General features: G+C 69.9%; 18 protein-coding genes. 4 read left to right on the forward strand and 14 right to left on the reverse strand.

Annotation, left to right across the window (positions count from 1 at the left end; genetic code table 11):
* Positions 1-191: 191 nt before the first annotated feature.
* The 6 genes from ACIQM4_RS08960 to ACIQM4_RS08985 all read right to left on the reverse strand — a co-directional run bounded on the left by ACIQM4_RS08960 (position 192) and on the right by ACIQM4_RS08985 (position 5,477).
* Entirely contained in the window at positions 192-443 is a 252-nt protein-coding gene (locus tag ACIQM4_RS08960) for a DUF4229 domain-containing protein (RefSeq protein ID WP_401588268.1), read from the reverse strand.
* A gap of 144 nt (positions 444-587) precedes the next feature.
* On the reverse strand, positions 588-1,751 hold the full coding sequence (gene mqnE, locus ACIQM4_RS08965; protein ID WP_401587933.1) for an aminofutalosine synthase MqnE: 1,164 nt from the start codon (positions 1,749-1,751) through the stop codon (positions 588-590).
* Between the two features lie 105 nt (positions 1,752-1,856).
* Positions 1,857-2,312, reverse strand: a complete 456-nt coding sequence (locus ACIQM4_RS08970; RefSeq protein ID WP_401587935.1) for an Lrp/AsnC family transcriptional regulator — start codon at positions 2,310-2,312, stop codon at positions 1,857-1,859.
* 58 nt (positions 2,313-2,370) lie between these two features.
* Positions 2,371-3,066, reverse strand: a complete 696-nt coding sequence (locus ACIQM4_RS08975) for a UbiX family flavin prenyltransferase (RefSeq protein WP_401587938.1) — start codon at positions 3,064-3,066, stop codon at positions 2,371-2,373.
* A 48-nt stretch (positions 3,067-3,114) separates the two neighbouring features.
* Positions 3,115-4,029, reverse strand: coding sequence for a menaquinone biosynthesis prenyltransferase MqnP (mqnP, locus tag ACIQM4_RS08980; RefSeq protein WP_401587941.1), 915 nt, complete (start codon positions 4,027-4,029; stop codon positions 3,115-3,117).
* On the reverse strand, positions 4,026-5,477 hold the full coding sequence (locus ACIQM4_RS08985) for a menaquinone biosynthesis decarboxylase (RefSeq protein ID WP_401587944.1): 1,452 nt from the start codon (positions 5,475-5,477) through the stop codon (positions 4,026-4,028). Before ACIQM4_RS08985 ends, mqnP begins: the two co-directional genes overlap by 4 nt.
* A 97-nt stretch (positions 5,478-5,574) precedes the next feature.
* Here ACIQM4_RS08985 and ACIQM4_RS08990 point away from each other — a divergent pair, with 97 nt between their 5' ends.
* Both ACIQM4_RS08990 and ACIQM4_RS08995 read left to right on the forward strand, forming a co-directional pair.
* Complete coding sequence (locus ACIQM4_RS08990) at positions 5,575-5,982, forward strand: PLD nuclease N-terminal domain-containing protein (protein WP_401587947.1); 408 nt, start codon at positions 5,575-5,577, stop codon at positions 5,980-5,982.
* A gap of 77 nt (positions 5,983-6,059) precedes the next feature.
* Complete coding sequence (locus tag ACIQM4_RS08995; protein ID WP_401587950.1) at positions 6,060-6,650, forward strand: DUF4291 domain-containing protein; 591 nt, start codon at positions 6,060-6,062, stop codon at positions 6,648-6,650.
* Positions 6,651-6,681: 31 nt separating this feature from the next.
* Here ACIQM4_RS08995 and ACIQM4_RS09000 read toward each other — a convergent pair whose 3' ends face one another.
* The 8 genes from ACIQM4_RS09000 to hemL all read right to left on the reverse strand — a co-directional run bounded on the left by ACIQM4_RS09000 (position 6,682) and on the right by hemL (position 15,309).
* Entirely contained in the window at positions 6,682-7,194 is a 513-nt protein-coding gene (locus ACIQM4_RS09000; RefSeq protein ID WP_401587953.1) for an SRPBCC domain-containing protein, read from the reverse strand.
* 64 nt (positions 7,195-7,258) lie between these two features.
* Positions 7,259-8,425, reverse strand: coding sequence for a c-type cytochrome biogenesis protein CcsB (ccsB, locus tag ACIQM4_RS09005; RefSeq protein WP_401587955.1), 1,167 nt, complete (start codon positions 8,423-8,425; stop codon positions 7,259-7,261).
* The gene (locus ACIQM4_RS09010; protein ID WP_401587958.1) at positions 8,422-10,185 is read right to left on the reverse strand and encodes a cytochrome c biogenesis protein ResB; all 1,764 of its coding nucleotides are present in this window, start codon (positions 10,183-10,185) and stop codon (positions 8,422-8,424) included. Before ACIQM4_RS09010 ends, ccsB begins: the two co-directional genes overlap by 4 nt.
* 4 nt (positions 10,186-10,189) lie before the next feature.
* Positions 10,190-10,978, reverse strand: coding sequence for a cytochrome c biogenesis CcdA family protein (locus ACIQM4_RS09015; protein ID WP_401587961.1), 789 nt, complete (start codon positions 10,976-10,978; stop codon positions 10,190-10,192).
* Positions 10,979-10,983: 5 nt separating this feature from the next.
* Positions 10,984-11,607: a TlpA family protein disulfide reductase gene (locus ACIQM4_RS09020; RefSeq protein ID WP_401587964.1), complete on the reverse strand. Its 624-nt coding sequence runs from the start codon at positions 11,605-11,607 to the stop codon at positions 10,984-10,986.
* A 105-nt stretch (positions 11,608-11,712) separates the two neighbouring features.
* On the reverse strand, positions 11,713-13,032 hold the full coding sequence (locus tag ACIQM4_RS09025; RefSeq protein ID WP_401587967.1) for a twin-arginine translocation signal domain-containing protein: 1,320 nt from the start codon (positions 13,030-13,032) through the stop codon (positions 11,713-11,715).
* Positions 13,033-13,321: 289 nt separating this feature from the next.
* Complete coding sequence (locus tag ACIQM4_RS09030; protein WP_401587969.1) at positions 13,322-14,005, reverse strand: histidine phosphatase family protein; 684 nt, start codon at positions 14,003-14,005, stop codon at positions 13,322-13,324.
* Entirely contained in the window at positions 14,002-15,309 is a 1,308-nt protein-coding gene (gene hemL / locus ACIQM4_RS09035) for a glutamate-1-semialdehyde 2,1-aminomutase (protein WP_401587971.1), read from the reverse strand. Before hemL ends, ACIQM4_RS09030 begins: the two co-directional genes overlap by 4 nt.
* 124 nt (positions 15,310-15,433) lie before the next feature.
* Between hemL and ACIQM4_RS09040 the strand changes: the two genes are divergently transcribed.
* Positions 15,434-16,030, forward strand: a complete 597-nt coding sequence (locus ACIQM4_RS09040; protein WP_401587974.1) for a hypothetical protein — start codon at positions 15,434-15,436, stop codon at positions 16,028-16,030.
* A 113-nt stretch (positions 16,031-16,143) separates the two neighbouring features.
* On the forward strand, positions 16,144-16,332 hold the full coding sequence (locus ACIQM4_RS09045; protein ID WP_401587976.1) for a hypothetical protein: 189 nt from the start codon (positions 16,144-16,146) through the stop codon (positions 16,330-16,332).
* The last annotated feature ends 5 nt before the right edge of the window (positions 16,333-16,337 follow it).

Below are 16,337 nucleotides of genomic sequence, written 5' to 3' on the forward strand. Positions count from 1 at the left end.
ACACGTTAACACTTGTACTTTGAGATCATCAAAGGTGTTCTTTGGGGAAGTCCGGGGCGGGTCCCCGGTGGGCGCGGGGCGGGTCCGGCGCGGATGTGGTGAAAAACGGGCGGCGCCCCGGGAGTTGAGCCGTTGGCTCGGTTCCCGGGGCGCCGTCGGGTGTGACGCGGCTTACAGCCTGGCGAGGGGCCCTATGCCAGGTCCTCCTGGTTGCGGTTGGCCTCCAGGCGGGCCTTGGTCCTGTCGACCCGGCTGACGATGTGCTCGGACATCGCGTCGCGCTGCTTGCGCAGCAGTACGAAGCTGAGCGGCGCGGAGACGACGATGGCGAGCAGCAGCACCCACAGCACGTTGGACATGCCGCCGAGGCCCGACGGCAGCACGCGCAGGCTGACCAGGCCCCCGATCACCGCGAAGCAGGCGACGAAGATGCCCAGGCGCATGGCGGTGTAGCGGATCGTGGCGTGCTTGGTGCTCACGCCGGTGGCGCTCTCGGCCTTGGTGCTCACGGCGGGACCTTCTTCTCAACGGCGGCCTGACGGACTTCGTCCAGTCAAGCACAGGGGGCGGATGATCAGTTCGGCACGTCAGACGCGCATGGCCTGCGGGCTCTCGCGGCGGTCCGCGTCCGGGCCCTCGTACTCCTTGATGATCTCGTAGCGCGTGTTGCGCTCGACCGGGCGGAAGCCGGCGTCGCGGATGAGTTCCAGGAGGTCGTTGCGGCCGAGCTTGTTCGGGGTGCCGTAGTCGTCCGCGTCGTGCGTGATCTTGTATTCGACGACCGAGCCGTCCATGTCGTCGGCGCCGTGCTGGAGGGCGAGCTGGGCGGTCTGCACGCCGTGCATCACCCAGAAGACCTTGACGTGCGGGACGTTGTCGAAGAGGAGACGGGAGACGGCGAAGGTCTTGAGGGCCTCGGCGCCGGTGGCCATGGTGGTGCGGGCCTGGAGCTTGTTGCGGACCTTGCCGTCCTTCATGTCCACGAAGTCGTGCTGGTAGCGCAGCGGGATGAAGACCTGGAAGCCGCCGGTCTCGTCCTGCATCTCACGCAGCCGCAGCACGTGGTCGACGCGGTGGCGGGGCTCCTCGATGTGGCCGTAGAGCATGGTGGCCGGGGTCTTGAGGCCCTTCTCGTGGGCGAGGCGGTGGATGCGCGACCAGTCCTCCCAGTGGGTGTTGTGGTCGACGATGTGCTGCCTCACCTCCCAGTCGAAGATCTCGGCGCCGCCACCGGTGAGGGATTCCAGGCCGGCCTCGATCAGCTCGTCGAGGATCTCGGATGCGGAGAGGCCGGAGATCGTCTCGAAGTGGTGGATCTCGGTGGCGGTGAACGCCTTGAGGGAGACCTGCGGGAGGGCTTCCTTCAGGGCGGACAGCGAGCGCGGGTAGTAGCGCCACGGAAGCGTCGGGTGCAGGCCGTTGACGATGTGGAGTTCGGTGAGGTTCTCGTTCTCCATCGCCTTGGCGAGGCGGACGGCCTCCTCGATGCGCATCGTGTACGCGTCCTTCTCGCCCGGCTTGCGCTGGAAGGAGCAGTACGCGCAGGAGGCGGTGCACACGTTGGTCATGTTGAGGTGGCGGTTGACGTTGAAGTGGACGACGTCACCGTTCTTGCGGGTGCGCACCTCGTGGGCGAGGCCGCCCAGCCAGGCCAGGTCGTCCGACTCGTAGAGCGCGATGCCGTCCTCGCGGCTCAGCCGCTCGCCGGCCCGGACCTTCTGCTCCAGTTCGCGCTTGAGTCCCGCGTCCATACCCGGCCGCCTCCATTGTCTGCGTACGTACCTGTTCAAGCCGTGGACAACGGTACTCCCCCGCCTTTCCGGCGGGAGGGGCCCCCGTCCTGCGCGCAGACGCGCCTACGACTCCTCGGGGAGTTCGCCGACCCGGTTCTCCCACTTGGTGGAGAGCACGATCGTGGTGCGGGTCCTGGACACGCCCCGGGTGCCGCTGAGCCGGCGGATGGTGCGCTCCAGGCCGTCCACGTCACCGGCGCGGATCTTGAGCATGTACGAGTCGTCGCCTGCGATGAACCAGCAGTCCTCGATCTCCTCCAGGTCCTTCAGCCTGCGTGCCACGTCCTCGTGGTCGGCGGCGTCGGAGAGCGAGATGCCGATCAGGGCGGTGACGCCGAGGCCGAGCGACTTGGCGTCGACGGTGGCGCGGTAGCCGGTGATGACTCCTGCGGTCTCAAGCCGGTTGATGCGGTCGGTGACGCTCGGGCCCGAAAGGCCGACGAGGCGTCCCAGCTCTGCGTACGAGGCCCTGCCGTTCTCCCGAAGGGCCTGGATGAGCTGCCTGTCCACGGCGTCCATATGCCTGAAGCCTTCCATTGTTCAGCGATACCGCGAGTTGGGTGCAGAAACCAGTGCGCTACGGGGTGCGGGAGCCTCTGCCGAGCTCCCCCTCCCACCTGCGGTACAGACCGTGCGGCACGCCTGCCGCGTCGAGCGCCCGGCCCGCGACGAAGTCCACCAGGTCCTGGATGTGCGTCGCGCCCGCGTAGAAGGCGGGGGACGCGGGCAGCACCACGGCGCCCGCCTCGTCCAGGGTCACCAGGTGCTTGAGGGTCTGGCCGTTGAGCGGGGTCTCGCGCACCGCCACCACGAGCTTGCGCCGCTCCTTGAGCGTCACGCTGGCCGCCCGCTGCAGCAGGTCCTTCGAGAGCCCGAGCGCCACCCCGGCGACGCTCGCCGTCGAGGCCGGGACGATCAGCATGCCCTTCACCGGGTACGAGCCGGAGGAGGGGCCTGCGGCGAGGTCGCCCGCGCTCCAGTGCCGTACGCCGGACAGGTCCAGGCCGGTGAAGGTGTCCGGTTTGCCGTCGGCGCCGCGGGCCAGCCACTGGGCGAGGTCCTCGTGCCAGTGGCTGTCCCGGAAGGAGATGCCCGTCTCGTCCAGGAGCGTCAGGCGCGAGGCCCGGCTGACGACGAGGTCGACGCTCTCGCCCGCGTCGATCAGGCCGCGCAGCACCGCGGCGGCGTACGGGGTTCCTGAGGCGCCCGAGACCCCCACCACCCAGGGGGTGCGCGGGCGCTGCTCGGGCGGGGCGGCGGCGGGATCGGTCATGGGCGGAGCTTATCGGGGGCCCGGCCGCGGGGGCCGGGCAAGGGTGCGTCAGAGGGTCAGGCCGCGCACCAGCAGGTCGAGCAGCGCGCAGACGAACAGGGCGATCCCGATGAATCCGTTGACCTGGAAGAACGCCCTGTTCAGGCGGGACAGGTCGTGGGGGCGGACGATGGTGTGCTCGTAGACGAAGGCCGCGGCGACGATCACCATGCCGGCCCAGAAGAAGATTCCGGCGTCGGTGCGCACCCCGTACCAGACGAGGAGCGCGGTGGTGATCACGTGGCAGGCGCGGGCGCCGTGCAGGGCGGCCGGGATGCCGAACCGGGCGGGGACCGACTTCACGCCGTGCGCGCGGTCGGCCTGGACGTCCTGCGAGCCGAAGATCAGGTCGAAGCCGCCGATCCAGACGCCGACGGCGAGGCCGAGGACGACCGCGTCGCCCGACCACTGCCCGGTGATCGCGATCCAGGCGCCGACCGGGCCCATCGCCTGGGCGAGGCCGAGGATGGCGTGCGGGAAGTTCGTGAACCGCTTGCCGTACGGGTAGACCACCATCGGGATCACGGCGACCGGGGCCAGCGCCAGACAGAGCGGGTTCAGCAGTGCCGCGGCGCCTAGGAAGACGACGAGGGCGATGCCGGCGCCGGTCCAGGCGGCCTTCACGCTGACCGCGCCGGTGACGATCTCGCGGTTGGCGGTGCGCGGGTTACGGGCGTCGATCTCGCGGTCGATGATCCGGTTCGCCGCCATGGCGAAGGTGCGCAGGCCGACCATCGCGACGGTGACCAGGAGCAGCTTGCCCCAGTGGATGTTGCCGTCCAGCTGGAACATGGCCGTCAGGGCGGCGATGTACGCGAAGGGCAGCGCGAAGACGGAGTGCTCGATGAGGACGAGGTTGAGGAAGGCCCGCACCTTGCCGGGCTGTTCCTTGGGTGCGGCCGCGGCCGCAGAGGCCGCGCTCACAGGCCGTACTCCTTCCAGCGGCGGTCCACCTTGGCCGCCGTCGCCGGGTCCGACTCGACCATGTTCGGCCAGCCGCCGTCCCGGGTGTAGCCCTCGGCGGGCAGCTTCTTGGTCGCGTCGACGCCTGCTTTGCCGCCCCAGTACTGCTGGTAGGACGCGTGGTCGAGGTGGTCGACGGGGCCCTCGACGACGGTGAGGTCGCGGGAGTAGTCGACGTTGCCGAAGGCGCGCCAGGCGACCTCGTGGTAGTTCCGTACGTCGCAGTCGGAGTCGACGACCACGATCAGCTTCTCCAGGGACAGCATGTGCGCGCCCCAGATCGCCGACATCACCTTCTGTGCGTGCTTGGGGTACTTCTTGTCGATCGACACGATGATGCAGTTGTGGAAGCCGCCCGCCTCGGGGAGGTGGTAGTCCACGATGTCCGGGACGATGATCTTCAGGAGCGGCAGGAAGAAGCTCTCCGTGGCCCGGCCGAGCGGTCCGTCCTCCGTCGGCGGGCGGCCCACGACGATCGACTGGAGCAGCGGCCGCTTGCGCATGGTGACCGTGTCGATGGTCAGCGCGGGGAAGTCCTCCTGCGGCGTGTAGAACCCGGTGTGGTCGCCGAACGGGCCCTCGGGCAGCATCCGCCCCGGCTCCAGCCAGCCTTCGAGCACGACCTCCGCGTGCGCGGGCACCTGGAGCGGCACGGTCTTGCAGTCGACCATCTCGACGCGCCTGCCCTGGAGGAAACCGGCGAAGAGGTACTCGTCGATGTCGCCGGGCAGCGGGGCGGTGGAGGCGTACGTCACGGCCGGCGGCGCGCCGAAGGCGATCGCGACGGGCAGGCGCTCACCGCGCCTGGCCGCCACCTGGTAGTGGTTGCGGCTGTCCTTGTGGATCTGCCAGTGCATGCCGATGGTGCGCTTGTCGTGGCGCTGGAGGCGGTAGAGGCCGAGGTTGCGGATCCCGGACTCGGGGTCCTTGGTGTGGGTGAGTCCGAGGTTGAAGAAGGAGCCGCCGTCCTCGGGCCAGGTGAACAGCGCGGGCAGCTTGTCGAGGTCGACGTCGTCACCGCTCAGGACGACCTCCTGGACGGGGGCGTCCTTGACCTTCTTCGGCGGTACGTGCGCCATCGAGCCGAGCTTGCCGAAGGCTTCCCGTACGCCCATGAAGCCCTGCGGCAGCTCGGGCTTCAGCAGGCCGCCGATCTGCGCGCTGATGTCGTCGTACGACTTCAGGCCGAGTGCCTTGAGGAGGCGGCGGTCGGTACCGAAGACGTTCATGGCGAGGGGCATCGCGGACCCCTTCACCTTCTCGAAGAGGAGCGCGGGGCCGCCGGACTTGTTCACCCGGTCGACGATCTCCCCTACCTCCAGGTACGGGTCGACTTCGGCCTTGATGCGCAAGAGGTCGCCCTCACGCTCCAGTGCACGGAGGAACGAGCGAAGATCGTCGTAAGCCATGCCGTCCAGTATCGGACACCGACTACCCTGGGCCCCCCACCGGGGCCGCCGATTTGGCCCCTCTGACGCCATTACGCTCCCAGGGGGAAGCCACTCCATGCTCAGGGCACTGCTGTTCATCCTGCCGCTGGCGCTGACGATCTACGCGTTCATCGACTGCCTGAACACCCCCGAGGACGAGGTCAAGCACCTGCCGAAGGTGGCCTGGGTCTTCATCATCCTGCTGTTCTGGGTGGTGGGCCCGATCGTGTGGCTGGCCGCGGGCAAGAACCGGCACCCGGTCCGGGGCGGCGGCGCGGCAGGCGGCTACCGGGGCCGGCGGGCACAGCAGTGGGTGGCGCCCGACGACAACCCGGAGTTCCTGAGGTCCATCAAGGACGAGCAGAAGAAGGACGCGCCCCCCTCGCCGGACGCGGCCGAGAAGGACGAGAAGCAGCGGGACGAGCCCCGCGGGGACGGTGAGCCCGGCCCGGGCCCCGGCGGCCCCGAGGACTCCCCGAAGTAACGGCCGGCACCGGACAGCCGCTCCCTGTCGCGCAATCCCCTGGCCGCGCGCCGCCTCGGTGCGCCAGTCTGGGCGGCATGTCACACGAGGACGTACCGCAGCACCAGATACGCGCGCTGCACACCGCGGACACGGTCACCGTCTACCAGGCGTACCCGGCCTCCATCGGGGTGCCCGCCGTGCGCGACGGGAGGTTCCCGTGGAACTGGAAGCGGGACCGGATGACGTGGATCAAACCGTCGTACCTGTGGATGGCGTACCGCAGCGGCTGGGCCTCGAAGCCCGACCAGGAGGTCGTCCTGGCCGTGCAGATCCGCCGCGACGGCTTCGACTGGGCGCTGCGGAACGCGGTGCTCTCCCACCACGACCGCCGGCTGCACCGCGACAAGGCAGCCTGGAAACGGCAGTTGCAGTCCTCGCCGGTCCGCGCCCAATGGGACCCGGAACGCGACGTCCGCCTCCGGCCGCTCCCCTACCGCTCCCTCCAGCTCGGCCTCCGCGGCGAGGCGGTCGAGCGGTACGCGGACGAGTGGCTCGTCGGCATCCGCGAGGTGACGCCGCTGTTCCGGACCATGCGCGAGATGCATCCCGACGGCGTGTCCCTGCTGCTGCCGGTGGAATCGCCGTACCCGGTGCCGGCCGGAGCGCGCATTGTTCCGGGCGGGTGAGCGGGCGGGGACGGGACGCGTCGCTCTTCCTTCAGCGGTCCCCGTAGTCCGCCAGGAGTTCCCGGTAGCGCTCCAGGGACCAGGAGGACCAGTCGTAGGGGGTGCCGGCGAGGGCCGCGGCCAGGAGTTCGAAGTGGACGTGCCAGCCTGCGAGGCGGCTGTTGCGGTCGGCCTCGTCGAGGTCGTCGACCTCGTTGGTGAAGCGCAGGACGGTGGCGGCGGGGCCGTTGGGTTCCAGGTGGAAGCGGGCGCGGCCGTTGACGGTCATCGTGTACTCCGCCACCCGGCCGGGGTCCCAGGACGTGATGCGGCTGTCCTCGGTCATCCGCGCGCCCGCGTAGTGCCAGGTGAAGGTGGTCGCGGCGCCGAGGTGCGGGTCCCACGGGTCGGGGACCGCGAGCCACTGGCCGAGGCCCACCGGGGTGGCCACCGCCGCCCAGACGTGGTCCAGGGGGTGCGGCAGCGGCATCTCGTAGCGGAGGAACCAGGCGTCGCTCCGTGGTTCTGCCGTGCCGTAGGGGATGGAGGGTGTCGCCGTCGTCATACGCAACAGCCTGGCCCGGTCGCGTGGCGGACGCGACCGGGCCGGGCTGGATGGACGAAGCGGATCAGACGCCCGCGTAACTGTGCTTGCCCGTGATGAAGATGTTCACGCCGTAGTAGTTCCACAGCCAGGTCGCGAAGGCGAACAGGGCCAGGTAGGCGGCCTTGCGGCCCTTCCAGCCGGCCGTCGCGCGGGCGTGCAGGTAGCAGGCGTAGGCGATCCAGGTGACGAAGGACCAGACCTCCTTGGGGTCCCAGCCCCAGAAGCGGCCCCACGCGTCGCCCGCCCAGATGGCGCCCGCGACGATGGTGAAGGTCCACAGCGGGAAGACGCCGGCGTTGATGCGGTACGAGAACTTGTCGAGCGTGGCGGCGGCGGGGAGGCGGGAGACCGTGCTGTCCATCAGGCGGCGCAAGGGCACGCGGGCCTTGCGGACGGCCATGACGAAGCCGTTGGCGGGCGGCAGCGTCGCCAGGTGGGCCTTGAAGGCGTCCGCGTCCTCGCCGAGTTCGGCGCGGATCTCGTAGCGGTCGCGGAGCAGGTAGCCGACGGTGCCGACCGCGCCGACGTAGAAGACGGCGCCGCAGATGATCGCGGTGGAGACGTGGATCCACAGCCAGTACGAGTCCAGGGCCGGGACCAGGGCGTCGCTGTCGGTGTAGAGCCACTTGGTGGCGATGCCGAGGTCGAGGAGGACCGTGGTGACCAGGAGCAGGCCGATCCAGCGGACGTTCAGCTTGGTGAGGAGCAGGGCGAGGTAGACGCCGACCGCGACCGTGGAGAACGTGATGGAGAACTCGTACATGTTGCCCCAGGGGGCGCGCTGCACGGAGAGCGCCCGGCAGGCGACGCCGCCTGCCGCGACCAGGAAGCCCAGGAAGGTGAGCGAGACGGCGATGCGGCCGTAGAGGTCACCCTTCGCCGTGCCGCCGGCGGCGCCCGCGCCGTCCTCGGAGTCCCGGGTGCCGGCTGCCGCGCGGGTGACGACCTGCGGCTTGTCGAGGACCGCCGTCGAACCCTTGGCCCGTACCGTCACCGCAGGGGCGGCGGCGGGGGTGGTCGTCAGCGCGGCGGCCGTGCGGCCGACCTTGCTGCGGCTGCCGAAGGTCCACTCGGCGATGTGCGCGAGGAAGGCCAGGGTGTAGACGGCCATCGCGGAGTAGATCAGCACGTTGCTGATCTGCGCGAGGCTCTCGTTGATGGGGGTGACTGCGGCGGCTGCGAGGATCACGCGCGCGCTCCTTCGGCAGGGGGTTCAGCAGGAGGGGGCGTCGCGGAACTCGGCGCCGGGTCGGTGGGCGGCGTCGCGGAACTCGGCGCCCGGTCGGTGGGCGGCGTCGCGGAGGTCGGCGCCCGGGAGTGGAGGGAGCCGGCCAGTGCGGCCAGTTCCTCGGGGAGACGGCCCGACTCGCTGCGGCCGAGCCCGGCCATCTCGACGACGGTGACACCGTCGTCGCCCCGTACGGCACGGATCCAGATCCGGCGCCGCTGGATGAAGAGGGACGCGGCGAGGCCGAGGATGGCCGCGACGGCGCCCGCCAGCGCCCACATGTTGCCGGGCTGCTGGGAGATCTGGAAGGTCGCCCACTCCTTGACGTCCTTCTCGAAGGTGACCGAGCCGGCCCCGTCGGGGAGGTCCATCTTCTCGCCGGGCAGCAGCATCTTCGCGAAGGGGCTGCCGTCGGGCTTCTTGAACTGGGTCATCTTGCGGGTGTCGAGCTGGTACACGTTCTGCGGCAGGCCCGCGTCCACGCCGAGGCTGCCGTGGTAGCCGGTGAGGGCGAGGGCCGGGTAGTCCAGCCCCGGGTACTTGGAGAACATGCTGCCCTTGCCCGCGCCGCCGAAGGTCGGGACGAAGACGGCGGTGAAACCGAGCTGGGTCTTCTTGCCGGCCGCGTCCTTGTAGCCGTCCATCACCTTGACCGCGCCGGTGGAGGTCACGTTGGCGTCGGTGGGCAGCAGGGGGGCGGGGCCGCTGAAGACGACCTTGCCCTTGCCGTCGCGGATCGTGAGCACGGGCGCGTACCCGTGGCCGATCATGTGGACCTTGGAGCCGCCGACGGTGAGGGGGGTGTTGACCTCGATGACGGCCTTCTTGGCCGGGCCGTCGGCGCCCTCGGAGTACGTGATGTGGGACTCGTAGACGCGGGGCGTGCCGCGCTGCGGGCCCGAGCGCTCGTAGGTGCCGACGAAGTCGTCGAGGTGGAAGCTGAACGGCTCCAGGTCGTGGTCGCGGTCGAAGAGCGAGCCGGACTTGAAGTCGTCGTACTGGGTGAGCGTGTTGGAGAAGCCGCCGCCCTCGGTGATCAGCTTGCCGCCCTCGGACTTGAACAACTGGCCGGTCGCGAAGGCCAGCAGCAGCACGATCAGCGCGATGTGGAAGATCAGGTTGCCGGCTTCGCGGAGGTAGCCCTTCTCGGCGGTGACCGCGTTGCCGTCCTGGTGCGCCCGGAAGCGGCGCTTCTTCAGCATCGCGAGGCCCAGCGTGCGGACCTCGTCGGGCGTCGCGTCGGTGCGCCAGGTCGTGTACGCGGGCATCCGGGTCAGCCGGCCCGGCGCGCCCGGCGGACGGCTGCGCAGCTGGCCGACGAACTGCCAGGTGCGGGGCACGATACAGCCGATGAGGGAGACGAACAGCAGGATGTAGATCGCGGAGAACCACACCGAGCTGTAGACGTCGAACAGCTGCACCTTGTCGTAGAGCGGTGCCAGCGTCTCGTGCGCCTTGAAGAAGTCGGCGACCTTCGTCTCGTCGACGCTGCGCTGCGGGATGAGCGAGCCGGGGATCGCGCCGAGCGACAGCATGAACAGCAGGATCAGGGCGACCCGCATCGAGGTGAGCTGGCGCCAGAACCAGCGGACCCAGGCGATGACGCCGAAGGAGGCGGGGGCGGGAGTGGTGTCCTCGCGGTCGTCCCTGGGCGCGGTCGACAGGCGCTCGCCCGCCGCCCGCTCGTCCGTCTCGACGGCCGGTTCTTCGGTCTTGCTCATGGAACTAGATCCCCACCTGGAAGCTGTCGGACCAGCTTTGCATGCTCTGTACGGCGCTCGCCCAGAGGCCCGTGAGGAGCAGCAGCCCGGTCGCGATCATCATGATGCCGCCGATGCGCATGACCCAGACGTAGTGCTTCTTCACCCAGCCGAACGCTCCGAGCGCCTTGCGGAAGGCGATGGCGGCCAGGATGAACGGCACGCCGAGACCGACGCAGTACACGGCCGTCAGGATCGCGCCGCGGCCCGCGCTCGCCTCGTTGATCGAGAGCCCCATGATCACGCCGAGGGTGGGTCCCAGGCACGGCGTCCAGCCGATGCCGAAGAGCACCCCGAGCACCGGCGCCCCGATCAGCCCGGCGACCGGCTTCCTGTGGAAGCGGAACTCGCGCTGGGTGAGGAAGGGGAAGGCGCCCATGAAGAACAGGCCCATCAGCACCATCAGGATGCCGAGGACGATGTTGGTGGTGCCCTTGTACGACTGGAGGGTGCTGCCGAAGTAGCTGAACAGCGCGCCGCCGGAGACGAACACCGCGCTGAAGCCGAGGACGAACAGCGACGCCCCGGCGAACATCCGGCCCCGCCGCTGCTCGGCGAGATCGGTGCCGCTGGTGCCGGTGACGTACGAGAGGTAGCCGGGGACCAGCGGGAGCACGCACGGCGAGAAGAACGAGACCAGGCCCGCGAGCAGCGCGATCGGCAGCGCCAGCAGGAGCGCGCCGGACTGGACGGTCTCGGTGGTGTCGGCGGCGAGCAGGACCTGCGGGGCGGCGGCGAGGGCGGTGACGTCCACGCCCGTCACTTCTCGGCGATCAGCGGGTCGATCATCTTGCGGAGCTTCTTCTCGTTGAGTGCGGCCAGCGAGCGGCCCGCCACCTTGCCGTCGCGGTCGATGACGATCGTGGAGGGGATGGCCTGCGGGTTGAGGCTGCCCTTGGGGAAGCGCAGCATCAGCTTGCCGTCCGGGTCGTACAGGCTGGGGTACTCGATGCCCGCGTCCTTCTCGAACTGGATCGCGAGGGCCTTCTGGTCGTCGCGGGTGTCGATGCCGACGAACTCCACACCCTTGCTCTTCAGCTCCTTGGAGACCTTCGCGAAGGTCGGCGCCTCGGCCCGGCAGGGCGGGCACCAGGAGCCCCAGATGTTCAGTACGACGACCTTGCCCTTGAGGGAGGAGACGTCGAGGTCCTTGTCCTGGAGGGTCTTGCCGTCGAGCTTGGGCGCGGGCTCGCGGTCGGCGGCCGGCACCGTGTCGATGCGGTCCTTGCCGGCGACGAAGTTGCTGCCGCCACCGCTGGACGACTTGTCGCCGTCGCCGCCGCAGGCCGACAGGGCGAGTGCACCGGCGAGCACTCCGCAGACCGCGAGAGCGGTACGGGAGGCTCGGGTCGAGCGGCGGCGGGGGGCGCGGGCAGGACTCATGTGAAAAGTTTCGCATGGCAGTTCCATCGATCTTCCGCACCCCCCTACGTGCCCGCAAAGCCCCTTGTCAAGGGCCCATAAGGGACGCCGGGGACGGTTTGCCGGCTACGCGCCCGGGGTGCTGCCGGGTGTGGTGCCCGGGGTGCCGCCGGGTGTCGTGCCCGGGGTGCCGCCCGTCTTGCTGCCCGGCTTCAGGAAGGTGTTCCAGCCGCCCGCGGGCTGCTGCCCGACCTCCAGGGAGCGCAGCTTCGCGAGGACCTGGGGGTCCTGCACGTCGAGCCAGTCGACGTACTGCTTGAAGGAGACCAGCCGGGTCTCCTTCGTACCGGCTATGTGCTTCAGCGCTTCCTCGACGGCGTCCATGTAGATGCCGCCGTTCCACTGCTCGAAGTGGTTGCCGACGTAGAACGGCGCGCGGTTCGTGGAGTGCGCGCGCTGGAATCCCTTGATGTAGGCGCCCGTTGCCTGCTTTTTCCACTCGGGGTACCGCGAGGTCATTCCCTTGGTGGAGTTCTTCGACTGGTTGGCGAGCATGTTGTAGTCCATCGAGAGGACCTCGAAGCCGCGCCCGGGGAAGGGGATCTGCTGCAGGGGCAGGTCCCATACTCCGCCCCGCTTCACCGGCCACATCTGCCGGCCGCCGGGCGAGCTCGCGTCGTAGCGCCAGCCGAGCTTCTTGGCGACGGGCAGCAGGTTGTCCTGGCCGAGCAGGCACGGGGTACGGCCGCCGACCAGTTCCTTGCGGTAGTCGAAGGGCAGCGGGTCGAGGTCGCTCCAGCCGGAGTTCGTCCGCCACTCGGTGACGAACTTCACGGCCTGCTCGATCTCGCTCTCCCACTGCGCGGACGTCCAGTTGCCGACGGTGCCGTGGCCGGAGCAGAAGTGCCCGTTGAAGTGGGTGCCGATCTCGTGCCCTTCGAGCCAGGCCTGACGCACGTACTTCAGCGTCATCTTGATGTGCTCGTCGGTGAGGTAGCCGATGTCGGAGGCGCCGACCTTGTTGTTCGGCGGCTTGTAGAGGTTCTTCTTGGTCTCCGGGAGGAGGTAGAGCCCGGAGAGGAAGAAGGTCATCGCCGCGTCGTGTTCCTTCGCCAGCTTCAGGAAGCGGGGGAAGAGGCCGTTGCCGACCTCGCCCGCGCCGTCCCAGGAGAAGATCACGAACTGCGGCGGGGTCTCGCCCGGTTCCAGCGGCACCGGCTTGTCCGGCTGGTTCGGCTGCTTCCCGGTGTCGGCGGTCGAACCGTCACCGATCGGCCTGGCGGCGTCGGTCGGCGAGGGGGTGCCGCCCGTGCCGGGCTGCCGGGTGCTCCCGCCCTTGTCCGCGGGCGGGGCCGTCGGGTCCCCTCCCTTGCAGGCGGCGAGTCCGAGCGCCGCCGCGCCCGCCGCCCCGGCTCCCAGCAAACCCCTTCGACTGATGTCCCGCATAACTCCCCATCCGCATTCGTCGCGCCTTCGGCCCATCAGGATGGACACGTGGTGAGAGGGCGCGACGCACGCTCGGGTTCCGGCAAATTGCACATAATTCGCTGAGTGTTCGTGAAAACACGCGGCGAATATGCGCAGTTCGTGTGTACCCGCGGCTGCTACCCGGCGGACCGGACGCCGAACCTCCGCCCGGCCCCGCCGGAAACCGGGAACCGGCCGCCGAACCTCCGCCCGGCCCCCGCGAGAACGCGGGAGCCGGGCGCCGGGCTGAGGTCCCGCCGCGGGCGGGTCAGGCGCCGAAGGCCTTCGACTGCCCCTTCGCGGGCTTCGCCCCCGCCAGCAGGTGCGCCGGTACGAGATCCCTGGCGGGCTCGGAGTAGCCGACCGACACGATCTTGTCGCCCTGGTAGGTGAACGTGGTCAGCGAGGCCAGCGTGCACTGCCGCTTGCGCGGGTCGTGCCACAGCCTGCGCCGCTCGACGAAGCTCCGGACGGTCCAGATCGGCAGCTGGTGGCTGACACAGACCGCCTCGTGCCCGCGGGCGGCGTCCCTGGCCGCGTTGAGCGCGCCCATCATCCGTACGACCTGCTCGACGTACGGCTCGCCCCAGGACGGCTGGAACGGGTTGGTCAGGTGACGCCAGTTGGCGGGCTTGCGCAGCGCGCCGTCGCCGACCCCGAAGGTCTTGCCCTCGAAGACGTTGGCCGCCTCGATCAGCGAGTCGTCGGTGGCCAGGTCGAGACCGTGCGACTTGGCGATCGGCGCAGCGGTCTCCTGGGCGCGCTCCAGCGGGGAGGACACGACGTGGGTGATGTCACGGCCCTCCAGGTGCTCGGCCACCCGGTCGGCCATCTGCCGGCCGAGCTCGGAGAGGTGGTAGCCGGAACGGCGGCCGTAGAGCACGCCTTCGGGGTTGTCCACCTCGCCGTGGCGCACCAGGTGGACGACGGTGAGATCACTTCTGTTGGTCATGCGGTGGCCTCTGCTGCGGCGCGGGCGGCGGCGGGCAGGGCGGCGGCGATCCGCTCGACGGCCCGCGCGTCGTGGCTGGTGGAGACGAAGTACGACTCGAAGGCGGACGGCGGGAGGTAGACCCCCTGCGACAGCATCGAGTGGAAGAACGCGGTGAAGCGGAACGACTCCTGCTTGCGGGCGTCGTCGTAGTTGCGCACCTCGTCCTCGGTGAAGAAGACGGAGAACATGTTGGAGGCCGTCTGCAGCCGGTGCGCCACGCCCTCCTTGGTGAGCGCGCCGGTGATCAGCTCCTGGATCTCGCGGGAGACCGCGTTCACCTTCTCGTACGCCGCGTCGTTCAGCAGCCGCAGCTGCGCGAGGCCGGCGGCGGTGGCGACCGGGTTACCGGAGAGCGTGCCCGCCTGGTAGACCGGGCCGACCGGGGCCAGGTGCTCCATGACGTCCTTGCGCCCGCCGAACGCGGCGGCGGGGAAGCCGCCGCCCATGACCTTGCCGAAGGTCATCAGGTCGGGGGCGACGCCGTCGACGCCGTACCAGCCGGCCTTGCTGGTGCGGAACCCGGTCATCACCTCGTCGGAGATGTACAGCGCGCCGTTCTCCTCGCAGGCCGCCTTGAGGCCCGCGTTGAAGCCCTCGCCGGGCGGGACGACGCCCATGTTGCCGGGGGACGCCTCGGTGATCACACAGGCGATCTCGCCAGGGTGCGCGGCGAACGCGGCGTGCACCGCGTCCAGGTCGTTGTACGGCAGGACGATCGTGTCGCCGGCCTGCGCGCCGGTCACCCCGGGGGTGTCCGGCAGCGCGAAGGTCGCCAGGCCGGACCCGGCGGCGGCGAGCAGCGCGTCCACGTGCCCGTGGTAGCAGCCGGCGAACTTGACGACCTTCGCGCGGCCGGTGAAGCCACGGGCCAGCCGGATGGCCGACATCGTCGCCTCGGTGCCGCTGGAGACCAGCCGTACCTGCTCGACGGGCTCGATCCGGGCCACGATCTCCTCGGCGAGCGCGACCTCGCCCTCACCGGGCGTACCGAAGGAGGTACCGCGTGCGACGGCTTCCTGGACGGCGGCGACGACCTCGGGGTGCGCATGGCCGAGGATCATCGGCCCCCACGAGCACACGAGGTCGACGTACTCACGTCCGTCGGCGTCGGTGAGGTACGGACCGGTACCGGAGACCATGAACCGGGGCGTACCGCCCACGGCCTTGAAGGCCCGTACCGGGGAGTTCACGCCGCCGGGCGTCACGAGGGACGCGCGGTCGAAAAGCGTCTGCGAAACTGGGGCGTCATAGGGGAGGCTCACACAGCAATGGTGTCAGAGGCCCGCCCGGTCTTGCGGACAGGTGTTTCACCGCATGGGGGCTGGGGAGGTCACTGGGACGATGATCGGGTTGCGCGGCCCGGGTCGCGAGTGGTCGGGTGGAGATATGCATCGCGGTGGCGGACTGGGTGAGGGGACCGACGATCTGGGTCCCGAGCGGGCCCGGCGCGGGCGGCACAGGCGGCGTGAGCGTGCGGTGCACGCGGACGCCGACGCGGTCGCCGAGGTCGGAAGGCAAGCGGGCAGGGAGAGCAGGGTTGGCCGGGTGGGGGTGACCTACAAGTACTTCGGCGCCCCGAACGGCGCGACGGCGGCCCGCGTGCCCATTTCCATGCGCCCCGAGGAACTGGGCGGTGACGAGCTGGGCATGGGCGGCATGTTCACCAAGATCAAGCCGGAGACGATGGCCGCGATGGTCCTCACCGGCATCCAAGGGATACCCCTGCACAAGGTCCCCCCGCTGGAACTGGTCGTCCTGCACCCTGACTACGCCGTGGTGAAGCTGCCCATGACGGTCGTCGACCCGCTGCGCGGAGTCGGCGAGGAGTCGGTGGGGGCGGCCGCGTTCATCTGGTCGACGGTCCCGGACCGGGGCGGCCCGAGCGACGCGTTCAACGTCTACCAACTGCTGCACGAGTGGCAGGACTTCAGCCACCGGCTGCACGACGCGGGCCACCAGGCGTACTGCCTGGTGTGGCCCTGATCTCATTCCGCGGGCTCCGCGACAGCCCCGCAACCCTTCTCCCAGACGGTTTTCAGGCCATTCTCAGCTGCCGGGACCGGCGTTTGTCAGTGCCACCACCTACGCTTGTCCGCATGTCCTTCACCTCTCCTACCCCTGATGCCCCTGGTTCCGTGCGCTCCGCCTCCGCCGTCAACGCGGAGATCCGCGCGCTCTGGTCGCGGGTCGACGGCGCGCTGTCGCCCGCCGACGAGGCGCGGTACCAAGAGCTGCTGGTGGAGTGGGCCGAGGCGGTGCGGGCCGCTCTGGTCAAGGCCGCGTAAGTCGG

The organism is Streptomyces sp. NPDC091272, assembly GCF_044757485.1.
Lineage (GTDB): Bacteria > Actinomycetota > Actinomycetes > Streptomycetales > Streptomycetaceae > Streptomyces.